Raw genomic sequence first — 23511 nt, 5'->3', positions numbered from 1 at the left:
ATGCCTGCCGTCGCCGTCGCCCAGTTCGCCCCGATCGCCGACACCGCCGCGAACCTCGCCGAGATCCGCCGGCTGTCGCAGGTGGCCGCGGAGCGCGGTGCGGGGCTCGTGGTGTTCCCCGAATACTCGTCGTACTTCGAGCCGCAGATGGGCGAGGCATCCGTCGCCGCCGCGCAGCCCGTGGACGGCCCGTTCGTCGCCGCGCTCGCCGACATCGCCCGCGAGCTCGGCCTCGTCGTCGTCGCCGGCATGCTCGAGCGCGCCGAGGAGCGGCGGTTCTCGAACACCGTCGTCGCGCTCGACGCCTCGGGCGAGCTCGTCGCGACCTACCGCAAGCTGCACCTCTACGACGCGTTCGGGCAGCGCGAGAGCGACTGGGTCAAGGCCGGCGACCTCGACGAGCCGCGGACCTTCGCGTTCGACGGCTTCACCGTCGGGCTGCAGACCTGCTACGACCTGCGTTTCCCGGAGGTGACCCGGCGCCTCGTCGACGCCGGCGCCGACCTCGTGCTCGTGCCGAGCGAGTGGGTGCGCGGGCCGCTCAAGGAGGCGCACTGGCGCACCCTCGTCACCGCGCGCGCCCTCGAGAACACCGTCTACGTCGCGGCGGCCGACCACCCCGCCCCGGTCGGCGCCGGCAACAGCATGATCGTCGACCCCATGGGCGTCGAGCTCGCGACGATCGGCGAGCAGACGGATGTCGCGCTCGCCTGGCTCACCCCGGAGCGGATCGCCGCCGTGCGGCAGGTCAACCCCGCGCTCGCGCTGCGCCGCTTCGCGGTCGTGCCGAAGGGCTGAGGCTCAGCGCCGGCGGGTCAGCCACCAGGTCGCGGCCGCCGCGATCGGAGTCGCGATCGCCCAGAGCAGCCAAGTGGACGGGATGCCGACCGTCGATAACAGCGTCTGCGTGCAGTAACTGAGCTCGGGAATCGACGAGTCCGCGCAGAAGCCCTCGATCCTGACCGGCGCGAGGAGGATCGTCGCGAAGAGCCCCGCGACGAGGGCGAAGGCCCACGGCGGGGCGGCCTCACGCTTCATGTCGTCACGGTAGTGGGTGAGAGTCTTGATTCGCGGCACTCCGTGCCGCTACTCGACCGACGGAGTGGCACGCCGGGAGGGCGTGACGCTAGCTAGAGCTTCAGCCCGGCGAGGCGCTCCGCCGCCTGCTCGAGCACGTCGACGCGCTTGCAGAACGCGAAGCGCAGCAGGCTCGAGTACTGCGGCCGGTTCCCCTCCGACACGAGCGCCGTCACGGGGATGCCGACGACACCGGCGCGGTGCGGCAGCTCCCGCGCGAACGCCGCGCCGTCGGTGACGCCGAGCGCCGAGGCATCCGCGACGATGAAGTAGCCCGCCTGCGGCAGGTGCACCCGGAAGCCAGCGGCTTCGAGCCCGGACGCGAGCAGGTCGCGCTTCGCCCTCAGCGTCGCGGCGGTCTGGTGGAAGAACGAGTCGGGCAGCCGCAGGCCCGCGGCGATCGCGGGTTGAAACGGCGCGCCGTTGACGAAGGTCAGGAACTGCTTCACGGCGAGCACCGCCTGCACGAGCTCGGGGCGCGCGATGATCCAGCCGATCTTCCAGCCGGTCGTGTTGAACGTCTTGCCGCCGGAGCCGATCGTGATCGAGTTCTCGCGTGTGGCGGGGATCGACGCGAGCGTCACGTGCTCGTCGCCGAACGTGAGGTGCTCGTAGACCTCGTCGGCGACGATCGTCGCGCCGACCGACGCGGCGAGCTCGGCGATCAGCTCGAGGGTCTCCCGCGGCAGCATCGCCCCGGTCGGGTTGTGCGGGTTGTTGAGCAGGATGACGCGCGTGCGCTCGGTCACGGCGGCGCGCAGCGCCTCTGGCGTGGGCAGGAACGACGGCGGCGCGACGGGCACGGTGCGGTGCACGCCACCGGCGAGCGCGATGATCGCGCCGTAGGAGTCGTAGAACGGCTCGACGGTGAGCACCTCGTCGCCGGGGGAGACGAGCGCGAGCAGGCTCGCCGCGATGCCCTCGGTCGCGCCGGCGGTGACGAGCACCTCGGTCGCGGCGTCGACGGCCACGCCGTGGAAGCGCTCGTGGTGCTCGGCGATCGCCTCGCGGAGCACGGGCATGCCGGGGCCGGGCGGGTACTGGTTGAGCCCCGACGAGATCGCGGCCCGCGCGGCTTCGAGCACTTCCGCGGGGCCGTCCTCGTCGGGGAAGCCCTGACCGAGGTTGATCGAGCCGGTCGCGGTCGCGAGCGCGCTCATCTCGGCGAAGACGGTGGGGCGGAGCGTCGCGTCGGCGCCGAGGAGCATCGCCCCTCGCGCCGCCCGCTCCCAGGGGCCGGCGATCGTCATGGTGCTCCAACGGTAGTGCCGACCGCCGCCCGCGGCGTTCAGCAGTCCTTGGGTCGGTCGCAGCCCGTTCATAGAGAATGCCTAGAGAAGCCGCCCATGCTGGCATCCGCTCGGAAGGAAACCATGACTGACAACACTCCCGACCGCGACGACCGGCAGCAGAACGCCCCCGAGTGGGCGGGCACCGGCGGCTCGGCTCGTCCCCAGAACCCGGAGGGCTCCCGCGACCAGGCGCCGAGCGCTCCGCAGCAGCCCGACGCCCCGCAGCAGCCCGGCGCCCCGGCCGCGCCGAGCGCGCCCGCCTTCCCCGGCTACGGCGCGCCGACCCCCGCTGCGGCCTCGGCTCCGGTCCCCGGCCACGGACAGTCCGGCACGCCGGCCCCCCGCTACGGCGAGTACGCCCCCGGCTACGCCGCCGACCAGACTCAGCCCACGGTGCCGCTCGGCCAGCCCGCGGCATCCGTGCCGCCGCCGCCCTACGGGCAGCAGCCGCACGCAGGCCACACCCCGCCCGCAGGCTCGGGCGACGGCGGCTCGCACTGGCCGCCGGTCGGCGGTTCGCAGCCCGCCGGGCAGCCGAAGGAGCGCCGCCAGGGCCGCGGTGTCGCCCTGCCGGTCATCGCGGGTATCGCCGCGGGCGTGATCTTCGGCGCCGGCACCGGCGCGACCGCCGCGTACCTCGCCTCGAACACCAACGAGCAGGCGAGCGTCGTGCAGGAGTCGCAGGGCTCGACCATCGAGATCAACGACCCCGAGAACGCGACCGCGACGACCGCGGTCGCCGCGAAGGCCTCTCCGTCGGTCGTGACGATCGCGGTCGCCGCGAACGAGGGCGCGGGCACCGGCTCCGGCGTCGTGTTCGACGACGAGGGGCACATCATCACCAACGCGCACGTCGTGACGCTCGACGGCGCGACCGCCGACCCGCAGATCAAGGTGACCTCGTCCGACGGCCGCGTCTTCGACGCGACGATCGTCGGCACCGACCCGCTCAACGACCTCGCGGTCATCCAGGTCGAGGAGGGGGCGAACCTCACTCCGGCCGAGTTCGCCGACTCCGACGAGCTCAACGTCGGCGACTTCGCCGTCGCGATCGGCTCGCCCCTCGGGCTCAACAACACCGTCACCGACGGCATCGTGAGCGCGGTCAACCGCAGCATCCAGGTCGCCTCCTCGGCGGCTCCGGACGGCGGCGACGACACCGAGAACGACGATGACAGCCCGTTCAACTTCGACATCCCCGGCGCGCCCAACACGACGGCGACCGAGACGATCTCGCTCTCGGTGCTGCAGACCGACGCGGCCATCAACCCCGGCAACTCCGGCGGCGCGCTGCTCGACGGCGAGGGCCAGGTGATCGGCATCAACGTGGCGATCGCCTCGAGCGGAGAGAGCGAGGGCAGCATCGGCGTGGGCTTCGCGATCCCGTCGAACGTCGCCCAGCGCGTCGCGACCGAGCTGATCGAGAGCGGCGCGGCCACCCACGGTCTGCTGGGCGCGAGCGTCAGCACGATCCCCGACGACGTCGAGTCCGACTACGCGGGCGTCTACATCGCCGAGGTGGTCCGCGGTGGCGCGGCTGAGGCGGCCGGGCTCGAGGAGGGCGACATCGTCACCTCGTTCAACGGCAAGCCGGTCGGCGAGCCGAGCGACCTCACCGCCTACGTCCGCGAGCTCGCGGGCGGTGCCGACGCGACGCTCACCTACGTGCGCGACGGTCAGGAGTTCGAGGTCGACGTCACGCTCGGCACGCTCGAGTAGCCGTTCCGACCATCGGGACGCGGATGCCGCGGGGCCTCGGCCTCGCGGCATCCGCGTTTCCGCGCTCGCGGCGACGACCGCCGGCACGGTCGGGCCGCGGGATCTGCATCGCGCAGCGGAATCCCGGTGCGCGACGCCGAAGAGGCGGCGCGACCCGAGAGCTGGCGGGGGAGCGTAGGCGGCAGTGGTGGTGCCGCGCCCGCCCGGCCCTGCCCGGACCGGGGGAGGGCCGCTGATACGCTGGCCAGGGCTTCGCGCCCCGTCCCCAACTCGTGAGCGGAAACCTGTGGCCTCGTCCCTCCCCGGCGTCTCGTACGTGATCCCCGTCTTCAACGAGGCCCAGTACGTGGAGGACGCCATCCGCACCGTGCTCGCGCAGGACTACGAGGGCGAGAAGGAGGTCGTGCTCGCGCTCGGTCCCTCGACGGACGGCTCCACGGAGCTCGTCGACGCGATCGCCGCGACCGACCCGCGCATCACGACGGTCGACAATCCGGCCGCCGCGATCCCGGTCGGCATGAACCGCGCACTCAAGGTCGCGAAGCACCCCGTCATCGTGCGCATCGACGCGCACTCCGAGCCGGCCCCCGACTACACCCGCCGCGCGGTCGCGGCGCTCGAGCGCACGGGCGCCGGCAACGTCGGCGGCATCCAGATGGCCCGCGGCAAGGCGCCGTTCCAGCGGGCGGTCGCCCGCGCCTACAACTCCCGCTTCGGCCTCGGCGGAGGGGCCTACCACGGCGGTGGCGAAGAGGGCCCGGCGGAGTCGGCGTACCTCGGCGTCTTCCGCCGCAGCGTGCTCGACGAGGTCGGCGGCTACGACGAGAGTCTCCGTCGCGGCGAGGACTGGGAGCTCAACCTCCGCATCCGCCGCGCCGGCCACAAGGTGTGGTTCGACCCGACGCTCGTCGTCACCTACTGGCCGCGTGAGAGCCTCTCGAAGCTCGTGCGCCAGTTCCTCGCGACGGGCATCTGGCGGGGCGAGCTCGTGCGCCGGCACGGCGGCCGCAACCCGATCCGGTTCTTCATCCCGCCCGCTCTGCTGCTCTCGATCGTCGTCAGCCTCGTCGTCGCGGTGCTGCAGCTGACGGGCGTGCTGAGCGGGCTCGGCGCGCTGGTGGCATCCGTCGTCTACCTCGGACCGATCGCGTACGCGTTCCTGCTCGTGCTGCTGATGTTCACGCCCGACGGGGGCACGACGTGGGGCGACCGGCTGCGGTTCCTCGTCGTGCTGCCGACGATGCACCTCGCGTGGGGCGCGGGCTTTCTCCTCGGGCTCGTGCGGGGCGCGCAGGACGCGCTCGACACGTCGCGGCTCGACTGACCTCGGCCCGGCGTCGGGCTACAGGATGCCGCGGTCGGTGAGCCGCCGCACGACGCGCTCGGCCGCGCCGCCGTCGTCGTGCGGGGCGAAGCGCGCCCGCCACGCCGCGTAGCGCTCGGCGTGTTCGGCGCGCACCTGGCGGAGCCCGCGGATCGCGTCGACGACCTCGGCCGGCGTGCGCAGCAGCGGCCCCGGGGCATCCGTCGTGTAGTCGAAGTAGAAGCCGCGCAGGTCGTCGCGGTAGTGCTCGAGGTCGGGCACGAAGAACAGCATCGGCTTGCCCGTGACGGGGAAGTCGAACATGACCGACGAGTAGTCGGTGATGAGCACGTCGGCGGCGAGCATGAGCGTCGCGAGATCCGGATGCGTCGTGACGTCGAGCACGCGGTGGCCGCGCGCCGCCTGGCCGCCCTCGAGCGACCGGGAGTGCCCGCGTACGAGCACGGTCGCGCCGGAGTTGCGGGCGAGCGCGGCCGGGTCGAGGTACTCGACCTGCTCCGGGCGGTCGTCGCGCCAGGTCGGCGCGTAGAGCGCGACGAGCGCGCGGGGGTCGAGCCCGAGCGAGGCGCGCGCCTCGGCCGCGTCGCCGGTGGCGAGCAGGTCGTTGCGGGGGTAGCCGTCCTCCCACACCTCGCCGCGGAAGCCGTAGGCGGAGCCCAGCCAGCGGGCCGCCTCGGGGTTCTGCGCGAGCAGCACGTCCCAGCGCCGGCTCTCCCTCAGCACCGCGAGCCGCGTGCGCAGCCCGGGCTTGCGGTCGAGCGCGAGCCGCTTGAGCGGCGTGCCGTGCCACGTCTGCAGCACCGTCTGGCCGCGGCGCCGGCGGTAGCGCCCGCGCAGCCAGTCGTTGACGACGAGCAGGCGCGCGCCCGCGCGGGCACGCCACCAGGCGCGGCTGCCCTCGACGACCGGCACCGCGCCGGGCGGCACGGGCACCGAGGCATCCGTCACGCCCCAGTACCGCGTCACCTCGGGGCGCAGGCGCGCGATCGCGGCGTCGATCGCCCGCGGGTTGTCGCTCGCGGTGCGGCCGTAGAAGCTCTCGAAGAACACCGCGTCGGGCAGGGTCAGCCGGGTGCGGCGGTACGAGCCCTCGAGCCGACGCTGGTGGTCGCGGCCGAGCTCGTCGTCGGCGAGCGGCGGCGAGAGGATCACCGCGCCCGGTTCGATCCGCACCCGGGCGACGCCGGGTACGAGCGTCTCGGGCAGGGTCGCGTCGGTGTCGATCGCGTACCGCCCGCTCGGCAGCGGGAGCGGCCCGGAGCCCCACGACGAGGAGAGCAGCGGGATCGAGGCCGCCCAGCCGTCGTCGTGCTGCTCGACGTGCGCGGCCTGGGTCACGCGCGCCCCGGCGAGCACGAGGGCGGGCGCGGGCCCGGCGCCCTCGAGCTCGATCGAGGGCAGGTCGGTCACGCGCGCCCGGTCGGTCACGCGCGGCGCTCGATCTCTCGGTGCACGCGCTCCGCGTTGCGGCCGTCGCGGAAGGCGAAGTAGCGCTCCGCGAGCGACGCCGTGTGCGCGCGGTGCGCGACGGCCGCCTCGGGGTCGGAGAAGAGGCGGTCGACGAGCGCGATGAGGCCCTGCCAGCTGCGCTGCTCGTGCCCGCCGGTCAGGTGCGAGTAGTGCTCGTAAAGCCCTCGGGTGCGGGCGTAGTCCTCGAGGTCGGGCGCGAGGAACAGCACCGTGCCGGGCGTGAGCGCGAAGTCGAGCGCGGTGGAGGAGTAGTCGGTCACGAGCAGCTCGGCCGCGGCGAGCACGGGCATGAGGTCGCCCTGGCGCCGGTGGTCGAGCACGGCGACGCGGTCGGAGAGGCGCGGCCCCGCGTCGAAGTCGCCGACCGCGAGCGGATGCGGCCGCACGACGAGCAGGGCGTCGTGCCGGGCGAGCAGCGAGTCGAGGGCGCGCCACTCCTCGTCGGTCGGCAGCGCGGGATCGACCCGCCCGTCGCGCCAGGTCGGCGCCCACAGCACGACGCGGGTGGGCAGCGGCCGACCGAGGCGGGCGTGCAGCAGCTCCCGCGCGGTCTGCCGGAGGGCGTCCGGATGCCCGGCGAGCACGTCGTCCCGCGGGTCGCCCGTCACGGGGACGCGGTCGGCCGGCAGACCGAACGCCGTGCGCAGTCGCGCGGCGGCGGTCTCGGACGCGGCGGGAAGCAGGTCGATGGAGCGCGCGGAGAGGCGGTACGCCGTCGTGAGCGCCCGCGCGAGAAGCCGCGACCGCAGGCCACTCGCGGTCGTCGCGGTCGAGTCGAGGTGCACGCGCTTGAGCGGCACGCCGTGCCAGAGCTGCACGAGGAAAGCCCCGGCCGTCGCGAAGCGGTTCACGTCGCCGAAGCCGTGCGTGACGACGAGCACGCCCGCGCGGGCGGTCGCGAGCCAGCCGCGCAGCGTGGCCTTGCGCACCGAGCGGATGCCGTGCGCGGCGGCATCCGTCTGATCCCGCTCGTGCCGCGCGAGCCAGACGATGTCGAGCGCCGGATCGGCCCGCCGTGCCGCGAGCACGAGCTGCAGCGCGCCCTCGCCGACGCCGGTGCCGCAGCCGACCGCCCAGCGGCGCGCGTCGCGCCGCACTAAGCGGGTGGCGACGGCGCCGATCCCGTAGAGGGGGAGGGCGAGCACCTTGATCGCATTGCCCCGGGCGAAGGTGAAACGCGGCAAGTGCTCTCCGAATCGCGGCTGGGATTTATGAGGGTAGAGCATCCCGCCGACGCCCCGAACGATCCCGTAACGGATGCGGCCCGCACCCGGCCCCGCAGCGAAGGCCCCTGGAACAATGGATGCCGATGCCCCTCCTCACCACATTGACCAGGGCCCGCAAATTCGCCGCCCGTGCCATCCGCGCCCGCCAGGCCGAGCACGACATCCGCCGCGTGCAGGACCGGCTCGGCGCCCCCGCCGACGTCAAGGTCGTCGTGTACTTCGCCGACGGGCCCGTGAACCTCTACCAGATGCGGCAGTGGTACGCGCCGCTGAAGACCCTCGCCGAGCGCGTGCCCGTCGCCGTGCTCGCCCGCAGCGCCGGCAGCGCCATCGCGATGGTCGAGGAGTCCCCGCTGCCCGTCGAGCACGTTCGCCAGGTCGCCGACCTCGAGCGCTTCGTCGCCGAGCACGAGGTGCGCATCGTGCTGTACGTCAACCAGAACGCCAAGAACTTCCAGATGATGCGCTACGGCCGCATGTGGCACGTGTTCATCAACCACGGCGAGAGCGACAAGATGTACATGACCACGAACCAGTTCAAGGCGTACGACTACGCCTTGATCGCGGGGGACGCGGCCCGCGCCCGCCTCACGCGGGCGCTGTGGGACTACGACCTCGACAAGCGCGCCATCCCGATCGGCCGTCCGCAGGCCGATCACTTCGCCGGGCAGGTTCCCTACCCGGCTGGCGACCGCACCGTCGTGCTCTACGCGCCGACGTGGGAGGGCGACCGCCCGCAGGCCGCCTACGGATCGATCGCGAGCCACGGCGTCGCGCTCGTGCGAGCGTTGCTCGCGTCGCCGCGGTACCGCGTGGTCTACCGGCCGCACCCGCGGAGCGGGGTGCTCGACACCGCGTATGCGCAGGCGAACCGGCAGATCATCGACGCGCTCGCGGCCGCGAACCGCGCCGACCCGAACGCGCACCACGTGCACGACACCGGTGCCGAGCTCGGCTGGCAGCTCGCCGCCGCCGACGTCGCGATCACCGACATCTCCGCGATGGTCTACGACCGCCTCGCGACGGGCAAGCCGCTGCTCGTGACCCGGCCCGTCTCGCCGGCGGCCGACGTCGACGAGAGCGGCTACCTCGGCGACGCCGAATGGCTCGAGGCGGCGGATGCCGCGCAGCTGCCCGCCCGCCTCGACACCCTGCTCACGTCGACCGAGGCCCGCGCCCGGCTCGAGAAGTGGGTGAGCCACTACTTCGGCGACACGACCCCGGGGGCCGCGACCGAGCGCTTCCACGCCGCGATCGACCTCCTGCTCGCCCGGTGGGACGAGCACGCCGCGCAGCACGTCGGCGACCCGGCCTGATGGGGGCGCAGCGGCGGCTCTCCGCCGAGGGCCTCGAGTTCGTGCGCGAGCGGCACCTCGCGACGCTGTCGACGGTGCGCACGGACGGCAGCCTGCACGTCGTCGCGGTCGGCTTCACCTGGCACGACGGGCTCGTGCGCATCATCACGTCGCGCGGCTCGCAGAAGGTGTTGAACGCGGTGCGCGACGGCAGGGGAGCGGTCGGCCAGGTCGACGGCGCCCGGTGGCTGAGTCTCTCGGGAGCGATCGCGATGCGCGACGAGCCCGACGAGGTGCGTCTCGCCGAGCAGCTGTATGCGGAGCGCTACCGCACGCCGCGGCCGAACCCGGAGCGCGTCGTGCTCGTGATCGAGCCCGACGCGCTGCTCGGGTCGGCCGGGCTCGTCGAATCAGCTTGAGCCGCTAGCCCTTGAGCTCGTCCGCCCGTTTGCGGGCGTCCTTCTCGGCGGCCTCGAGCTCCGCGCGGGCCTGCTTGGACTGGCGCTTCTGCGCCTGTCGCGCCTCCTTCTCGGCGGACCGCTCCTCCTTGGAGGGCTTGAGCGTGATCGTCGAGAGCTCGCCGGTGAACGAGTGGGGAGCCGGCCCGAAGGCATCCTGCGCCGCCTCGATCACGCGCTTCGCGAGCACGTGGTTGCCGGTGCCGCCGATGACGGCGCCGATGCCGAACGGCACGAGGCGCCCGAAGAGCCCGGCGCTGCGGCGCACGAGGAAACGCTTGAGGAATGTGCGCTGGATCTTGGTCTTGATCTGCGTGAGCACCGCCTTCGGCAGCCGCTCGGTGACGAGGTCGCCCCAGAACGAGGAGCGGCCGGGGCCGCCGCTCGCCTGCCCGGCGAGCTGCTTCACGAGGTCGGCGCCGGCGGTGCCGAGCATGAGCGTCATGACGAGGGTGTTCGCGCGCTCCGGGTCCTCGACGCGGATGCCGTGCAGCTCGGTGACGGCCTGCGCGTAGAGCGCGCTGGCCTCGAGGAAGCCCGCGGTCTCGAGCGCGCTGACGCCGAGCGACGCGACGGTGCCGATGCCGGGGACGGCGGCGATTGCGCCCGTGCCCGCGCCGCCGATCGTCACCGCGGTCAGGTAGCGCTTCTGCAGGATCTCGATGAGCTCCGCCGGGCTCGCGTCGGGGTTCGCGCGGCGCACGTTGCGGAGGTAGGAGATGACGACGGGGCGCTGCACGTTGAGCAGCCCCTGCAGGCCGCTCGTCAGGCGCGGGTCGAGGTCGTTCGGGTCGGTCGGGATCGCGGTCTCGCGGGGCATCCGTCGCCTCTCTCTGGCTTCACAGCCGACGTGGGAACTGAGCCTGCTTCAGGCTTTGGTCCCATGATCCCGGTTGTACCTGTCGAGTACCTCCGTGATCGGACCGTCGAGCACGAGCTGCCCGCGGTCGAGGTAGAGCCCGCGCTCGCAGAAGCGCTTGAGGTCCCGCTCGTTGTGCGAGACGAAGAACAGGGTGCGACCCGCGGCGAGCAGCTGCTCGATGCGGGCGTAGCACTTCTCCTTGAACGCCTTGTCGCCGACCGCGAGCACCTCGTCGACGAGCAGGATCGGCTCCTCGAGGCTCGACACGACGCTGAAGGCGATGCGCACCTTCATCCCGCTCGAGAGGTGCTTGTACGGGGTGTCGACGAAGTCGCCGATCTCGGCGAAGTCGATCATGTCGTCGAAGCGCGCCGCGATCTCGGCCCGCGTCATGCCGTGCAGTCCGGCGGTGAGGTAGACGTTGTCGCGCACCGTGAGGTCGTCGACGAAGCCGCCGGTGATCTCGATGAGCGGAGCCACGCCCTCGGTGACGGCGACGCGGCCCTCGTCGGGCAGCACGACGCCGGCGACGAGCTTCAGCAACGTGGACTTGCCCTGGCCGTTGCGGCCGACGACGCCGATCGCCTCGCCGCGGCGCACCTCGAAGCTGACGTCGCGCAGCGCCCAGAACTCGTTCGGGCGGCTGCGGCGCTTCGACCCGGCGAAGAGGTCCTTGAAGGTGCGGCGCCCGCGCTTGTTGCGGCGGAACCGGATGCCGACGCCGCTGACCGCGATCACGGACTCGGCCGTCTCGGTGCGCTCGCTCGTCACGGCCGACATCAGATCTCCTTCAGCACGGCGCGCTCGCAGCGGCGGAAGACGACGGCGCCGAGGGCGAGGATCACGACCGTGAGCGCGGTGCTGATGCCGACGGCGGTCCAGTCGAGCTCCTGCGGGAAGAACCCGGCGCGGTAGAGGGAGAAGATGCCCGCGAGCGGATTGAACGCCCCGAGCGTCCGGAAGTCGCCGGGCAGGTCGCCGAGCCCGTAGATGACGGGGGAGGCGTAGAAGGCGAAGCGCAGCACGAGCTTGACCGCCCGCTCGAGGTCGCGGAAGAAGACGACGAGCGGCGCGATGATGAGCCCGAGCCCCATCGTGAGCCCGGCCTGCAGCAGGATCGCGGGCACGAAGTAGACGAGCTGCCACGACACCTCGGCGCCGGCGGCGATCGCGAAGAGCGCGAGCACTGGCAGGCTCAGCAGGAACTCGATGCCCTTCGACAGCACGATGCGGCCGACCCAGATGCTGCGGGGGATCGCCGTCGAGCGCACGAGCTTCGCGTCCTTGAGGAACGCGCGCGTCGAGTCCGACACCGCGCCGTTGAACCACGTCCACGGCAGCAGCGCGGTCAGCAGGAACACGATGTAGGGCTCGTGCCCGACGCCGCGACCGAACACCTGCGTGAACACGAACCAGTAGATCGCGCTCATCGCGAGCGGATCGAGGATCGACCACAGGTAGCCGAGCGCGCTCGTCGAGTACCGCACCCGCAGGTCGCGGCTCGTCAGCAGCCACAGCGAGTGGCGGTAGCGCGCACCGGCGGAGCGCCTCGGGATGAGGCGCTGCACGGTCGCGGATGTCACTGGGCGGAGGTCCTTACGCTCGGGTGAGCCACCTCCGCGCGTCACACGTAGAAGTTCGCCCGCTCGAGGTCTTCCGCGAAGTCGATCTCAACGGCGTAGAGGTCGGAGATGTCTACGGGCTCAAAGCGTAGACCGTCCTGCTCGATGCCGAGCTCGATACCGCGCTCGAAGTAGTCCTGGTCGCCGACGCGGTTGAGCTGGCGCACGAGCTTCGGCTTGTCGGCCTTCGACACGTAGTTAATGCCGACCGCCTCGCCGAGGCCGTTCTTCACGGTCTTCGACAGCTCCTTGATGAAGCCCTCCGCGTCGACCGTGTACTTGACCTCCTCGTCGGAGACCTTCGCCGTGTTGACGGTGACGAACGACTGGTCGCGGGCGACGAGCTCGGCGCCGCGCTTGAGTGCGGTCGGGTCGAACACGACGTCGCCGTTCATCCAGAGCACGCCGCCCCTGTCGCTCGCGCGCAGCGCGCGGAGCAGGCTCTTCGACGTGTTGGTCTGGTCGTACTGCTCGTTGTAGACGAACGACGCGTGCGGGAACGCGTCGATGATGTGCTCGAGCTTGTAGCCGACGACGATCGACACGTGCGCGTCGTTGCCGAACGCGGCGTGGATGTTGTCGAACTGCTGCTGCATGATGGTGCGGCCGTCACTGAGCTCGGTGAGGGGCTTCGGAAGCGAGCGTCCCAGACGGCTGCCCATGCCGGCGGCCAGGATCACGATCTGCGTGGTCATTGCACTCCTCGGCGGTCGGGGCGCGAGGTCCGATCTGAGGAATTAACTGTCAGTTCACCCGCGCGGGTTGAAATGGACACTTCGTTGTGATCAATCCAGAGTACCCCGGGGCCATGCAAGCGCGACCTGGGAGTGTGATGCGTGTCCGGATCGTGACCCAGGAGGGGTCCCGGGCGGTCAGTGGTCCATTGGTACGGTGATGCGGTGAGTTCGGAGCAGCCAGGCGACCTTCCCGACAGCGCCCCTGCCGCCGACGAGCGGGGGACGGATGCCACGGCGCCGGCCCCTCGCCCGGCGCGAACCCCGCGGAGACCCGCGGCCTCGTCGCAGGCCTCCGCTGACACGTCCGCAGCATCCTCCGGTGACGCCGTGACTGAGCCGGAGGCAGCAGCCCCGAAGCGCGCCCCGCGCAAGACCGCGGGAACGACCGCGAAGGGCGCAACATCGGCGAAGTCCGGCGGCACCAAGCGCACCTCCTCGGCCAAGGCAGCCGGCTCGAAGAGCACGACCACGCGCACCCGGAAGACCGAAGAGAGCGGAGCGGATGCCACGACGGGCCGCGCTCCCGCCGCGCGCGCCGCCGCCGCCCGCACGAGCACCACGAAGAGCCCTCGCGCGCCCAAGGCGCCCGCCGATGCTCCGGCGCCCGCAGAGGAAGCGGCCCCCGCGGTTCCGCCCGCCGATCAGGGCGCGACCGCGCCGCCGCCGCCTCCGCCTGCCGTGCCCGCGGCGAAGTCGGCGCCCCGCAAGCGCCCGCAGCGCGTGCCCGTTCCGCCGCCCGCCGGCGCGAAGAAGCGCACGCCCGCGTCGCCGCCCCCGCCGCCGCCGGTCACGGGGTCGACCGCCGTCGTGGCCCCGCCGGTCGAGTTCACGCTGACGCCGCCGGCGCCGGCGGCCGAAGCGCCTGCCGCAGCGTCGCCCGCGCCCGCGGACAGCGCGCCTGCCGCAGCGGCGCCCGCGCCCGCCGACGACGCGCCCGCCGAGACCCCGGCGCCGCCCGCCGCGCCGCGCGCCAAGCGTCCCTCCACGAGCACGAAGCAGGCGCCCGCCGCCTCCAGCGACGCCACCGCGACCGAGACCGAGCAGTCAGGTCCACCGGCGCCGGCCGCCACCGACGCAGCCACGCCTGCCGCTCGCGCCGTCACCGACGCAGACGCGCCTGCCGCTTCCGACGCCGCCGCCGCGACCCGCCCCGGTGCGGAGGGCTCCCTGCTCTCGCGCCTCAAGCGCTCGTTCACTCCGCCGACCCGCGACGCCGAGGGCCAGCGCCCCGAGGACGCGGCAGCCGAGCCCGAGGCCGCCGCGGGAACCACGGCCGCCCCGGAAGCACCGGCGACCCCCGCCTCCGCGGCAGCCCCTGCCACGACGACGGCGACCCCGGTGGCGGACCCGGGCACCACCACGACCCCCGCGCCCGCCCCCAGGGCGCCGGCCGCGCCCCGCTTCAAGCTGCCCGCCCGCAAGCCGAAGCCCTCGCCGGGCGTCGCGACGGAGACATCCGCCACGGCCCTGGTCGACCGCGGCCCGAGCGCGGAGCCGCGCGGCGACGAGCCCGTCCTCTCCATCCGCGGACTCACGAAGCGCTTCGACCAGACCCTCGCCGTCGACGACCTCGACCTCGACGTGCAGGCCGGGTCGTTCTTCGGCCTCGTCGGGCCGAACGGCGCCGGCAAGACGACGACCCTGTCGATGATCGCCGGGCTGCTGCGCCCGAGTCAGGGCGTCGTCACCGTGCACGGTGCGAACGTGTGGAAGGACCCGCTGACCGCGAAGCGCCAGATGGGCGTGCTGCCCGACCGGCTGCGTCTCTTCGACCGGCTGACCGGCGCGCAGCTGCTGCACTACGCCGGCGTGCTCCGCGGCCTCGACGCCGCGACCGTGCGGCACCGCACGGCCGACCTCGCCCGCTCCTTCGGTCTCGAGGACGCCCTCGGCCGCCTCGTCGTCGACTACTCGGCGGGCATGACGAAGAAGATCGCCCTCGCCGCCGCGATGCTGCACTCGCCGCGGCTGCTGATCCTCGACGAGCCGTTCGAGAGCGTCGACCCCGTCTCGGCCGCGAACATCATCGAGATCCTGCAGCGGTACGCCGCGGCCGGCGGCACGGTCGTGCTGTCGAGCCACTCGATGGACCTCGTGCAGCGCATCTGCGACTCGGTCGCGATCCTCGGCGGCGGGCGCGTGCTCGACAAGGGCACGATGGACGAGGTGCGCGGCGAGCAGACGCTCGAGGAGCGCTTCGTCGAACTCGCCGGTGGCCGCATCAGCGCGGAGGGCATGGAGTGGTTGCACACATTCTCGGACTGAGACTGCGGCTGCTCGTCAACTCTTTCCGCCGGAATCTCTGGCAGGCGATCGGTCTCGCCGTCGCCGTCGTCTACGGGCTCGGCTTCGCCGTGCTCAGCGCCGTCGGGCTCGCCGCGCTCCGCGTCGCGGAACCGGAGCTCGCCCGGGCGACCGTGACGGTCTTCGGCTCGCTCGTCGTGCTCGGGTTCCTGCTCGCCCCGCTGATCGGGGGCACGGATGACGCGCTCGATCCCCGCCGCTTCGCCCTGTTCCCGCTCCGCACCAAGCGCCTGACGCTCGCCCTCGCGGTGGCCGCGCTCGTGAGCGTGCCCTCGCTCGTCGTGCTGGTGCTCGCGGGAGCGCAGGTCACGACGTGGACGCGCGGCCCGCTGCCCCTGTTCCTCGCTTTCGTCGCCGCCGCGCTCATCGTCGTCACGGCCGTGCTCGGGGCCCGCGTCACGACTGCGGTCTCGGCGTTCCTGCTCGCCACCCGCCGCGCCCGCGACGCCACGAGCGTCGTCGCGGTCGTCGTCGTGCTCGGCGCGGCGCTCGCGGTGCCGCTCCTTTCGAGCGTCGAGTGGGGCCGGCGCGGGGTCGCGATCCTCGACACCGTGGCATCCGTGCTCATGTGGACGCCGCTCGGCGCGGCCTGGGCGACGCCCGGCAGCGCCGCCGTGGGTGACACGGGGGCCGCGATCGGGCAGCTAGTCATCGCGCTGCTCACCGTCGGCATCCTGTGGCTCGTCTGGCGGGCGCTCGTGCCGTGGATGCTCGTCGCCCGCGAGCGGGAGCAGCAGGTGCGCGTGCGCGAGGGACTCGGCGTGTTCGCGCGGGTGCCCGGCACGCCCGCCGGCGTCATCGCCGGGCGCAGCCTGCTCTACTGGGCGCGCGACGCGCGCTACCGCGTGAACTGGATCGTCATCCCGATCATCCCGCTGCTCGTCGCGGTGCCGCTCGCGGTCGTCGGCATCGGCTGGGACCGCATCGCGCTGCTGCCCGTGCCGCTCATGGCGCTCTTCCTGACCTGGTCGATCCACAACGACGTCGCCTACGACCACACCGCGTTCTGGCAGCACGTCGCCGCTGGCACCCGCGGCCTCGACGACCGCATCGGACGCCTCGTGCCGCCGCTGCTCGTCGGCCTCGTCGTGGTCGTCGCCGGCTCCATCGTCTGCGTCAGGCTCGGGGGAGTGCCCGACCTGCTGCCCGCCCTCCTCGGCGTCAGCGGCGGCATCCTGCTCGCGGGCCTCGGCGTCTCGAGCCTCACCTCGGCGCTGCTGCCGTATCCCGCCGTGCGACCGGGCGACAACCCCTTCACGCAGCCCCAGGCGAGCGGCACGGCCTCCGGACTCATCCAGTCGGTCTCGTTCCTGCTGACCCTGATCGTCGTCGGCCCGTCGATCTGGTTCGCCGTGCTCGCCGTGCTCGGCGACACCGAGGCGGTCTGGTCGTCGCTCGTGCTCGGCCTCGTGCTCGGCGCGGTCATGCTCTTCGTCGGCGTGTGGGGCGGCGCGCGGATCTACGACCGTCGGATGCCAGAGCTGATGGCCTTCGCGCTGCGCAACTGACGCGGCGGGCCCCGGCGAGAACTACCCTGGTCGTATGAGTACTCCTGAGCAGGGCGGCGGCACCGACGTCCTCGACCGCGAACTCGAGAAGCTCCTCAACGAGGAGCAGGTCGAGGAGGGCGACCACGAGCGGTTCGCCCACTACGTGCGCAAGGAGAAGATCCTCGAGTCGGCGGTGACCGGCAAGCCCGTGCGCGCGCTCTGCGGCAAGAAGTGGACCCCGGGCCGCGACCCGAACAAGTTCCCCGTCTGCCCCACGTGCAAGGAGATCTACGAGAGCCTCGCCGAGTAGCGCTCCCGTCGACCCCTACGCGTAGACCGTCGGAAGCACCGGCTCGCCGCGGCTGAGCGCGAACGCCTCCATCGGCAGTTCCGCGACGGCGGCGGCGTGGTGCTCGCGCGCGATCGCGGTGCCGGTCGGTCCCGTGAACTGCTCGTCGATCTCGCCGTCGACCACGAGCGGCACGAGCAGCGATCGCGCCGACTCCTCGTGCCCCGGGTGCCCGATGGTGATCCGCTCCTCGTAGGCGGTGCCCTCGCGCAGCATCCGCTCGGGGTACTTCTTGCCGCCGACGGATGCCTTGGCCGAGCTCTTCTTGGCGACCGAGACCCACTCGCCGTCGTCGTTCTTCCGTGCGACGAGCTTGTAGACCATGCCCGCCGTCGGTGAACCCGAGCCCGTGACGACGGACGTCCCGACGCCGTAGCCGTCGACGGGGGAGCCGGAGAGGCCGGCGATCGCGTACTCGTCGAGGTCGCTCGTCACGGTGATGCGGGTGCGGGGGGCCCCGAGATCGTCGAGCTGGTTGCGCACCTGCGCGACGAGCTCCGGCAGGTCGCCTGAGTCGATGCGCACGGCCCCGAGCTCCGGCCCCGCGATCGCGACCGCGCGCTCGACGGCGGTCGGGATGTCGTACGTGTCGACGAGCAGCGTCGTGCCCGGCCCGAGCGCGGCGACCTGGGCGCGGAACGCGTCCTCCTCGGTGTCGTGCAGCAGAGTGAACGCGTGCGCGGCCGTGCCCATCGTCGGCACGCCGTAGCGGCGGCCCGCCTCGAGGTTGCTCGTCGCGCTGAAGCCCGCGATGTAGGCGGCGCGCGCGGCGGCGACCGCCGACGTCTCCGCGGCGCGGCGCGACCCCATCTCGGCGAGCGGCCGGCCGTGGGCGACGGATGCCATGCGCGCGGCGGCTCCCGCGATCGCGCTGTCGTGGTTGAACACGCTGAGGGCGAGGGTCTCGAGCAGCACGGCATCCGCGAACGTCCCCTCGACGACGAGGATGGGGGAGCCGGGGAAGTAGAGCTCGCCCTCGCGGTAGCCGTGGATGGTGCCGGAGAAGCGGTAGTCGGCGAGCCAGTCGAGCATCTCCTCGCCGACGATGCCGCGGTCGCGCAGCCAGGTCAGCTCGGCGTCGCCGAAGGTGAACCGGGAGAGCTGCTCGAGGAACCGGCCCGTGCCGGCGACGACCCCGTAGCGGCGTCCGCCCGGCAGCGTGCGGGCGAACACCTCGAAGACGCTCTCGCGGTCAGCGGCCCCGCTGCCACGCGCCGCCTCGACCATCGTCAGCTCGTACTGATCGGTCAGGAGGCTCGTCACGGCGGTGCTCGCGAGGGTGCTCGTCATGCTTGTCAGTAAACTCGATTCCCGTGACAAGCGCGCCGATCGGAGTTTTCGACTCAGGCGTCGGCGGGCTCACGGTGGCGCGGGCGATCATCGACCAGCTGCCGCGCGAGCAGATCCTCTACGTCGGCGACACCGCCCACTCCCCGTACGGCCCGAAGCCCATCGCCGAGGTGCGCGAGTACGCGCTCGCGGTCATGGACGACCTCGTCGCGGCCGGCGTGAAGCTGCTCGTCATCGCGTGCAACACCGCGTCGGCGGCGATGCTCCGCGACGCCCGCGAGCGCTTCACCCAGGGCTACGGCATCCCCGTGCTGGAGGTGATCCAGCCCGCCGTCCGGGCGGCCGTGCGGCAGACCCGCAACCGACGCGTCGGCGTGATCGGCACGGTCGGCACGGTGCAGTCGCGGGCGTACGAGGACGCGTTCGCCGCGGCATCCGACCTCACCCTGCTCACCCAGGCGTGCCCGCGCTTCGTCGAGTTCGTCGAGGCCGGGGTGACGAGCGGCCCCGAGCTGTTCGAGGTCGCCGAGGAGTACCTCGCCCCGCTGCGCGACGCCGACATCGACACCCTCGTGCTGGGCTGCACGCACTACCCGCTGCTGTCGGCGGCCATCCAGTACGTCGTCGGCGAGGACGTGACCCTCGTCTCGAGCGCGGAGGAGACGGCGTTCGACGTCTACCGCACCCTCGTCGCGCACGGCCTGCTCCGCACGGATGCCTCGGCGCCCGTGCACGAGTTCCAGGCGACGGGCGACGACGAGGCGAACTTCAAGAGACTCGCGGCGCGCTTCCTCGGACCCGAGGTCACCCGCGTCGAGAACCACGAGACCGGCACGATCGACGTGTCGCAGATCGTGCCGCAGGTGGCGGCACGGGGAGGACGAGCATGACTCGCGCCGACGGACGGCAGAACGACCAGGTGCGCCCGGTCACGATCGAGCGCGGCTGGAGCGCCCAGGCCGAGGGCAGCGCCCTCATCTCGTTCGGCAACACCAAGGTGCTCTGCACCGCGTCGTTCACCAACGGCGTGCCGCGCTGGCTCTCGGGCAAGGGCACCGGCTGGGTGACGGCGGAGTACGCGATGCTGCCGCGCTCGACGAACGAGCGCATGGACCGCGAGTCGATCAAGGGCAAGGTCGGCGGGCGCACGCACGAGATCTCGCGGCTCATCGGCCGCAGCCTGCGCGCGATCATCGACACGAAGGCGCTCGGCGAGAACACGATCGTGATCGACTGCGACGTGCTCCAGGCTGACGGCGGCACCCGCACGGCCGCGATCACGGGCGCGTACGTCGCGCTCGCCGACGCGATCGAGTGGGCGCGTGGCAAGAAGTTCATCGGGCAGAAGGCCACCCCGCTCATCGACACCGTCTCGGCGGTCTCGGTCGGCATCATCGACGGCGAGCCGATGCTCGACCTCGCCTACGTCGAGGACGTGCGCGCCGAGACCGATATGAACGTCGTCGTCACCGGACGCGGACTGTTCGTCGAGGTGCAGGGCACGGCCGAGCGCGCGCCGTTCGACCGCACCGAGCTGAACTCGCTGCTCGACCTCGCGCTCGTCGGCACGACCTCGCTCGCCGAGGCGCAGCGCGCCGCCCTCGGAGTGGCCTAGCCCCCGTTCCGGGGGCTGCCCGGCGCGTGGCAGAGTAGGAGCCGATGAAGCTCGTGCTCGCCACCCACAACGCCCACAAGGTCGAGGAGCTGCGTCGCATCCTCGGCGCCGTGCTCCCCGACATCGAGGTCGTGGGCTACGACGGCCCCGAACCCGTGGAGGACGGCGACAGCTTCGCCGCGAACGCGCTCATCAAGGCGCGTGCCGCGGCCGAGCACACCGGCCTTCCGGCGATCGCGGACGACTCGGGTGTCTGCGTCGACGCGCTGGGCGGCGCCCCCGGCATCCACTCCGCCCGCTACGCCGGCACCCGCGACGACGGCGACAACCTGCGCCTGCTGCTGAAGAACCTCGAGGGGGAGACCAACCGCGCCGGTCACTTCGAGTGCGCCGCCGCCCTCGTGGTCGGCGACGTCGAGCACGTCGAGGCCGGCATCTGGACGGGGGAGATCCTCACCGAACCCGCCGGCACGAACGGCTTCGGGTACGACCCGATCTTCCGGCCGACGGGCTACGACGTCTCGGCGGCCGAGCTCACCCCCGAGGAGAAGAACGCGGTCTCGCACCGCGCCCGGGCCTTCACCGCGATCGCCCCGATCGTCGGTCAGCTGCTGAAGTAGGTCCCGGATGCCTGCCGGCTCGAGCGTCGTCGAGGACTACCTCAAGGTCATCCTGGCGCACACGGAGTGGCAGCCGGACGCCATCACGAGCGGGCAGCTCGCCGCGCGGCTGGGGCTCGCCAACTCGTCGGTCACCGAGATGATCAAGCGGCTCGTCGCGCAGGGGCTGGTCGACCACCGGCCGTACGGCGCGATCACGCTCACCGACGCGGGGCGCGAGGTCGCCCTGCGGATGACGCGGCGGCACCGCCTTCTCGAGACCTGGCTCGTGCGCGAGTTCGGTTACGGCTGGGACGAGGTGCACGACGAGGCGGAGGTGCTCGAGCACACGGTGAGCGACCGCCTGCTCGATGCCATCGACGACCGGCTGGGCCGACCCGTGCGCGACCCGCACGGCGACCCCATCCCGGCGCGCGACCTCACCGTGCGGCTGCCCGACGCCGTGCTCGCCGCCGAGAGCCGCGCCGCGACAGGCACGGTCGTGCGGATCAGCGACCGCGACCCCGAGGTGCTCCGCGCGCTCGAGGAGCGCGGCGTCGCACTCGACTCCGTGGTGACGGTGGCCGAGCTCTCCGACGAGGAGCGCGCGGCGATCTGGCTCGTGCGGGACGACGGGGAGTAGCCTCCGCATACCGATCGGCAGTAACGTTTCGGGCAACCGAAACCTCGAGGGGGCGACGTGGCCGAAGCGACCTTCGTGCGGCAGTACCGGGGCATCCGGGTCTTCCTGCTGATCGGGCCCGCCCTTGTCGCGGGCGTCGCGTACCTCGATCCCGGCAACGTCGCGAGCAACATGACGGCCGGCGCCCAGTACGGGTACCTGCTCGTCTGGGTCGTCGTGCTGGGCAACCTCACCGCCTGGCTCATCCAGTACCTCTCGGCGAAGCTCGGCATCGTCGCGCGGCAGAGCCTGCCGGAGGTGTTGGGGGAGCGCATCCGGTCACGCCGCGCGCGTGTCGCATACTGGCTGCAGGCGGAGCTCGTCGCGATGGCGACCGACGTGGCCGAGGTGATCGGCGGCGCTGTCGCGCTCAACCTGCTCTTCGGCTGGCCGCTCGTCGCCGGTGGCGTGCTCGCCGGCGCCGTCTCGATGCTGCTGCTCGTGGTGCAGGGCAAGCGCGGGGCGAAGCCGTTCGAGCGCATCATCGGCCTGTTCATCGTCGTCATCGCCGTCGGCTTCGGCGCGGGCGTCGTGATCGCTCCGCCCGACCCGGTCGCCGCGGCGACCGGCCTCGTTCCCCGGTTCGACGGCACCGGCTCGGTGCTGCTCGCCGCCTCGATCCTCGGGGCGACGATCATGCCGCACGCGATCTACGCGCACTCCGCGCTCGCGCGCGACCGGTTCGCCGAGGATGTCGAGGCGCCCGGCATCCGGCGCCTGCTCACGGGCACGCGCGTGGACGTCACGATCGCCCTCGCGATCGCCGGCACGGTCAACGTCGTCATCCTCCTGCTCGCCGCGAGCACCCTGCAGGGCGTCGACGGCACCGACTCCCTCGAGGGCGCGCACGCCGCGCTCGGCACCGCGCTCGGCCCCGTGATCGCGACGCTGTTCGCGCTCGGGCTGCTCGCCTCGGGGCTCGCGTCGACGTCGGTCGGCGCCTACGCGGGAGCCGAGATCATGAGCGGCCTGCTCCGCGTTCGCATCCCGCTGCTCGTGCGCCGGCTCGTGACGCTGCTGCCGGCGCTCGTCATCCTCGCGGTCGGGGTCGAGCCGACCCTCGCGCTCGTGCTGAGCCAGGTGGTGCTGTCGTTCGGCATCCCGTTCGCGCTCGTGCCCCTGGTGCGGCTCACCGCCGACCGCACGCTCATGGGCGCGCACGTCAACCGGCGCCGCACGACGCTGCTCGCGACGCTCGCGGCCCTGCTGCTCATCGCGCTCAACGTGACGCTGGTGGTGCTGCTCGTCGTCGGCGCCTGAGTCGCGCCGACACATGCGCTGACGCCGACGCACGTCGGCCGCCGCGCCGGTCCGAAGAGATGCCCACGCCCGTCGCCCGGGCCCCGGGTCTGCCGGAAACGACGGATGCCCCGGGCCGTCGCGACTGCGCGGCCCGGGGCATCCGTCTGCTGGGCGTTACTCCTCGCGGAGCTCGTGCGGCACCGCCTCCGCGAGCCGGCGGCCAGCCTCCTTACGCTGCGCGAGGGTCGAGCGTCCGGCCTTGAAGAGCTCCATGAGGATCGGGATGCCCGAGAGCAGCACGATCGCGATGATGAAGTACTCGGCGTAGTGCTCGACGAAGGGGATCTGCCCCAGGAAGAAGCCGACGAGGGTCAGGCAGACGCCCCAGAGGAACGCGCCGACGACGTTGTAGCTGATGAAGGTCGAGTACTTCATCTTGCCGACTCCCGCGGCCACCGGCACGAACGCGCGGATGACGGGCAGGAAGCGGGCGATGATGACCGCCTTGCCGCCGTGCTTGTCGAAGAACTCGGTCGTGCGCTCCACGTTCTTCGGGTTGAAGAAGCGGCTCTGCTCGCGCTTGAAGATCGCGGGACCCGCCTTGCGGCCGATGCCGAAGGCGAGCTGGTCGCCGGCGAACGCGGCGATGAAGATCACGAGGCAGGTGAGCCAGATCGGCACCGGCACGAAGCCGGTCGCGGTCAGCAGGCCCACCGTGAAGAGCAGGGAGTCACCGGGCAGGAACGACAGCACGATGAAGCCGGTCTCCACGAAGACGATGGCGGCGACGCCGAGCAGCACGAACGGTCCGAAGAAGCGGATGAGGAACTCCGCGTCGAGGAAGTCGAACAAAAGGGG

General features: G+C 72.5%; 23 protein-coding genes. 13 read left to right on the top strand and 10 right to left on the bottom strand.

Going from position 1 to position 23511, the window contains the following annotated elements; genetic code table 11:
• Nucleotides 1-798, top strand: coding sequence for a carbon-nitrogen hydrolase family protein (locus tag JUB10_RS00855; protein WP_207453381.1), 798 nt, complete (start codon nucleotides 1-3; stop codon nucleotides 796-798).
• A gap of 3 nt (nucleotides 799-801) precedes the next feature.
• On the opposite strand, the gene JUB10_RS00850 is transcribed toward JUB10_RS00855, so the two are convergent.
• Both JUB10_RS00850 and JUB10_RS00845 read right to left on the bottom strand, forming a co-directional pair.
• Complete coding sequence (locus JUB10_RS00850; protein WP_207453379.1) at nucleotides 802-1038, bottom strand: hypothetical protein; 237 nt, start codon at nucleotides 1036-1038, stop codon at nucleotides 802-804.
• A gap of 92 nt (nucleotides 1039-1130) precedes the next feature.
• Complete coding sequence (locus JUB10_RS00845) at nucleotides 1131-2327, bottom strand: aminotransferase class I/II-fold pyridoxal phosphate-dependent enzyme (RefSeq protein ID WP_207453377.1); 1197 nt, start codon at nucleotides 2325-2327, stop codon at nucleotides 1131-1133.
• Between the two features lie 123 nt (nucleotides 2328-2450).
• On the opposite strand from JUB10_RS00845, the gene JUB10_RS00840 reads away from it, so the two are divergent.
• Nucleotides 2451-4088: a S1C family serine protease gene (locus JUB10_RS00840; protein ID WP_207453374.1), complete on the top strand. Its 1638-nt coding sequence runs from the start codon at nucleotides 2451-2453 to the stop codon at nucleotides 4086-4088.
• A 286-nt stretch (nucleotides 4089-4374) separates the two neighbouring features.
• On the top strand, nucleotides 4375-5412 hold the full coding sequence (locus JUB10_RS00835) for a glycosyltransferase family 2 protein (protein ID WP_207453373.1): 1038 nt from the start codon (nucleotides 4375-4377) through the stop codon (nucleotides 5410-5412).
• An 18-nt stretch (nucleotides 5413-5430) separates the two neighbouring features.
• Here JUB10_RS00835 and JUB10_RS00830 read toward each other — a convergent pair whose 3' ends face one another.
• Nucleotides 5431-6840, bottom strand: coding sequence for a CDP-glycerol glycerophosphotransferase family protein (locus JUB10_RS00830; protein ID WP_207453372.1), 1410 nt, complete (start codon nucleotides 6838-6840; stop codon nucleotides 5431-5433).
• Nucleotides 6837-8066 carry a CDP-glycerol glycerophosphotransferase family protein gene (locus tag JUB10_RS00825; protein ID WP_207453370.1) on the bottom strand — a complete coding sequence of 410 codons (1230 nt, stop codon included), beginning with the start codon at nucleotides 8064-8066 and terminating at the stop codon, nucleotides 6837-6839. Before JUB10_RS00825 ends, JUB10_RS00830 begins: the two co-directional genes overlap by 4 nt.
• Nucleotides 8067-8191: 125 nt before the next feature.
• Here JUB10_RS00825 and JUB10_RS00820 point away from each other — a divergent pair, with 125 nt between their 5' ends.
• Complete coding sequence (locus JUB10_RS00820; protein WP_207453368.1) at nucleotides 8192-9424, top strand: CDP-glycerol glycerophosphotransferase family protein; 1233 nt, start codon at nucleotides 8192-8194, stop codon at nucleotides 9422-9424.
• Nucleotides 9424-9822 (top strand): TIGR03618 family F420-dependent PPOX class oxidoreductase, encoded by a 399-nt coding sequence (locus JUB10_RS00815; protein WP_207453366.1) that lies wholly within the window; start codon nucleotides 9424-9426, stop codon nucleotides 9820-9822. The genes JUB10_RS00820 and JUB10_RS00815 overlap by 1 nt, the downstream gene beginning before the upstream one ends.
• A 4-nt stretch (nucleotides 9823-9826) precedes the next feature.
• Here the strand turns inward: JUB10_RS00815 and JUB10_RS00810 are convergent, their stop codons facing one another.
• Genes JUB10_RS00810 through JUB10_RS00795 form a run of 4 tightly spaced genes read right to left on the bottom strand, consistent with a single transcriptional unit; the run spans nucleotide 9827 to nucleotide 13040 of the window.
• Nucleotides 9827-10681 carry a hypothetical protein gene (locus JUB10_RS00810; protein WP_207453364.1) on the bottom strand — a complete coding sequence of 285 codons (855 nt, stop codon included), beginning with the start codon at nucleotides 10679-10681 and terminating at the stop codon, nucleotides 9827-9829.
• A gap of 48 nt (nucleotides 10682-10729) precedes the next feature.
• Entirely contained in the window at nucleotides 10730-11503 is a 774-nt protein-coding gene (locus tag JUB10_RS00805; protein WP_207453362.1) for an ABC transporter ATP-binding protein, read from the bottom strand.
• A complete protein-coding gene (locus tag JUB10_RS00800; protein ID WP_307859030.1) occupies nucleotides 11503-12306 on the bottom strand; it encodes an ABC transporter permease in 804 nt (267 codons plus the stop codon). Before JUB10_RS00800 ends, JUB10_RS00805 begins: the two co-directional genes overlap by 1 nt.
• 41 nt (nucleotides 12307-12347) lie before the next feature.
• The gene (locus tag JUB10_RS00795) at nucleotides 12348-13040 is read right to left on the bottom strand and encodes a phosphocholine cytidylyltransferase family protein (protein WP_207453360.1); all 693 of its coding nucleotides are present in this window, start codon (nucleotides 13038-13040) and stop codon (nucleotides 12348-12350) included.
• A gap of 369 nt (nucleotides 13041-13409) precedes the next feature.
• Between JUB10_RS00795 and JUB10_RS15125 the strand changes: the two genes are divergently transcribed.
• The 3 genes from JUB10_RS15125 to JUB10_RS00780 are packed head-to-tail and all read left to right on the top strand — an operon-like array spanning nucleotide 13410 to nucleotide 17186.
• Nucleotides 13410-15347 carry an ABC transporter ATP-binding protein gene (locus tag JUB10_RS15125; RefSeq protein WP_374191670.1) on the top strand — a complete coding sequence of 646 codons (1938 nt, stop codon included), beginning with the start codon at nucleotides 13410-13412 and terminating at the stop codon, nucleotides 15345-15347.
• Nucleotides 15323-16894 carry an ABC transporter permease gene (locus JUB10_RS00785; RefSeq protein WP_207453358.1) on the top strand — a complete coding sequence of 524 codons (1572 nt, stop codon included), beginning with the start codon at nucleotides 15323-15325 and terminating at the stop codon, nucleotides 16892-16894. Before JUB10_RS15125 ends, JUB10_RS00785 begins: the two co-directional genes overlap by 25 nt.
• 34 nt (nucleotides 16895-16928) lie before the next feature.
• Nucleotides 16929-17186, top strand: coding sequence for a DUF3039 domain-containing protein (locus tag JUB10_RS00780; RefSeq protein ID WP_207453356.1), 258 nt, complete (start codon nucleotides 16929-16931; stop codon nucleotides 17184-17186).
• A 15-nt stretch (nucleotides 17187-17201) separates the two neighbouring features.
• On the opposite strand, the gene JUB10_RS00775 is transcribed toward JUB10_RS00780, so the two are convergent.
• A complete protein-coding gene (locus tag JUB10_RS00775) occupies nucleotides 17202-18515 on the bottom strand; it encodes a nicotinate phosphoribosyltransferase (protein ID WP_207453354.1) in 1314 nt (437 codons plus the stop codon).
• Nucleotides 18516-18538: 23 nt separating this feature from the next.
• Between JUB10_RS00775 and murI the strand changes: the two genes are divergently transcribed.
• Genes murI through JUB10_RS00750 form a run of 5 tightly spaced genes read left to right on the top strand, consistent with a single transcriptional unit; the run spans nucleotide 18539 to nucleotide 22671 of the window.
• Entirely contained in the window at nucleotides 18539-19405 is an 867-nt protein-coding gene (gene murI / locus JUB10_RS00770) for a glutamate racemase (protein WP_207453352.1), read from the top strand.
• Nucleotides 19402-20130 (top strand): ribonuclease PH, encoded by a 729-nt coding sequence (gene rph, locus JUB10_RS00765; protein WP_207453350.1) that lies wholly within the window; start codon nucleotides 19402-19404, stop codon nucleotides 20128-20130. Before murI ends, rph begins: the two co-directional genes overlap by 4 nt.
• Before the next feature lie 44 nt (nucleotides 20131-20174).
• The gene (rdgB, locus tag JUB10_RS00760; RefSeq protein WP_207453348.1) at nucleotides 20175-20750 is read left to right on the top strand and encodes an RdgB/HAM1 family non-canonical purine NTP pyrophosphatase; all 576 of its coding nucleotides are present in this window, start codon (nucleotides 20175-20177) and stop codon (nucleotides 20748-20750) included.
• A 7-nt stretch (nucleotides 20751-20757) separates the two neighbouring features.
• Entirely contained in the window at nucleotides 20758-21372 is a 615-nt protein-coding gene (locus JUB10_RS00755; RefSeq protein WP_207453340.1) for a metal-dependent transcriptional regulator, read from the top strand.
• A gap of 57 nt (nucleotides 21373-21429) precedes the next feature.
• Nucleotides 21430-22671, top strand: coding sequence for an Nramp family divalent metal transporter (locus JUB10_RS00750; protein WP_307859029.1), 1242 nt, complete (start codon nucleotides 21430-21432; stop codon nucleotides 22669-22671).
• 156 nt (nucleotides 22672-22827) lie between these two features.
• On the opposite strand, the gene JUB10_RS00745 is transcribed toward JUB10_RS00750, so the two are convergent.
• A complete protein-coding gene (locus JUB10_RS00745; RefSeq protein ID WP_207453338.1) occupies nucleotides 22828-23505 on the bottom strand; it encodes a DedA family protein in 678 nt (225 codons plus the stop codon).
• Between the last annotated feature and the right edge of the window lie 6 nt (nucleotides 23506-23511).

The organism is Desertivibrio insolitus (assembly GCF_017355965.1).
Taxonomy (GTDB): domain Bacteria; phylum Actinomycetota; class Actinomycetes; order Actinomycetales; family Microbacteriaceae; genus JAFIQW01.
The sequence above is the reverse complement of the archived record's forward strand: the minus strand, read 5'-3'. Positions and strand labels throughout refer to the sequence as shown.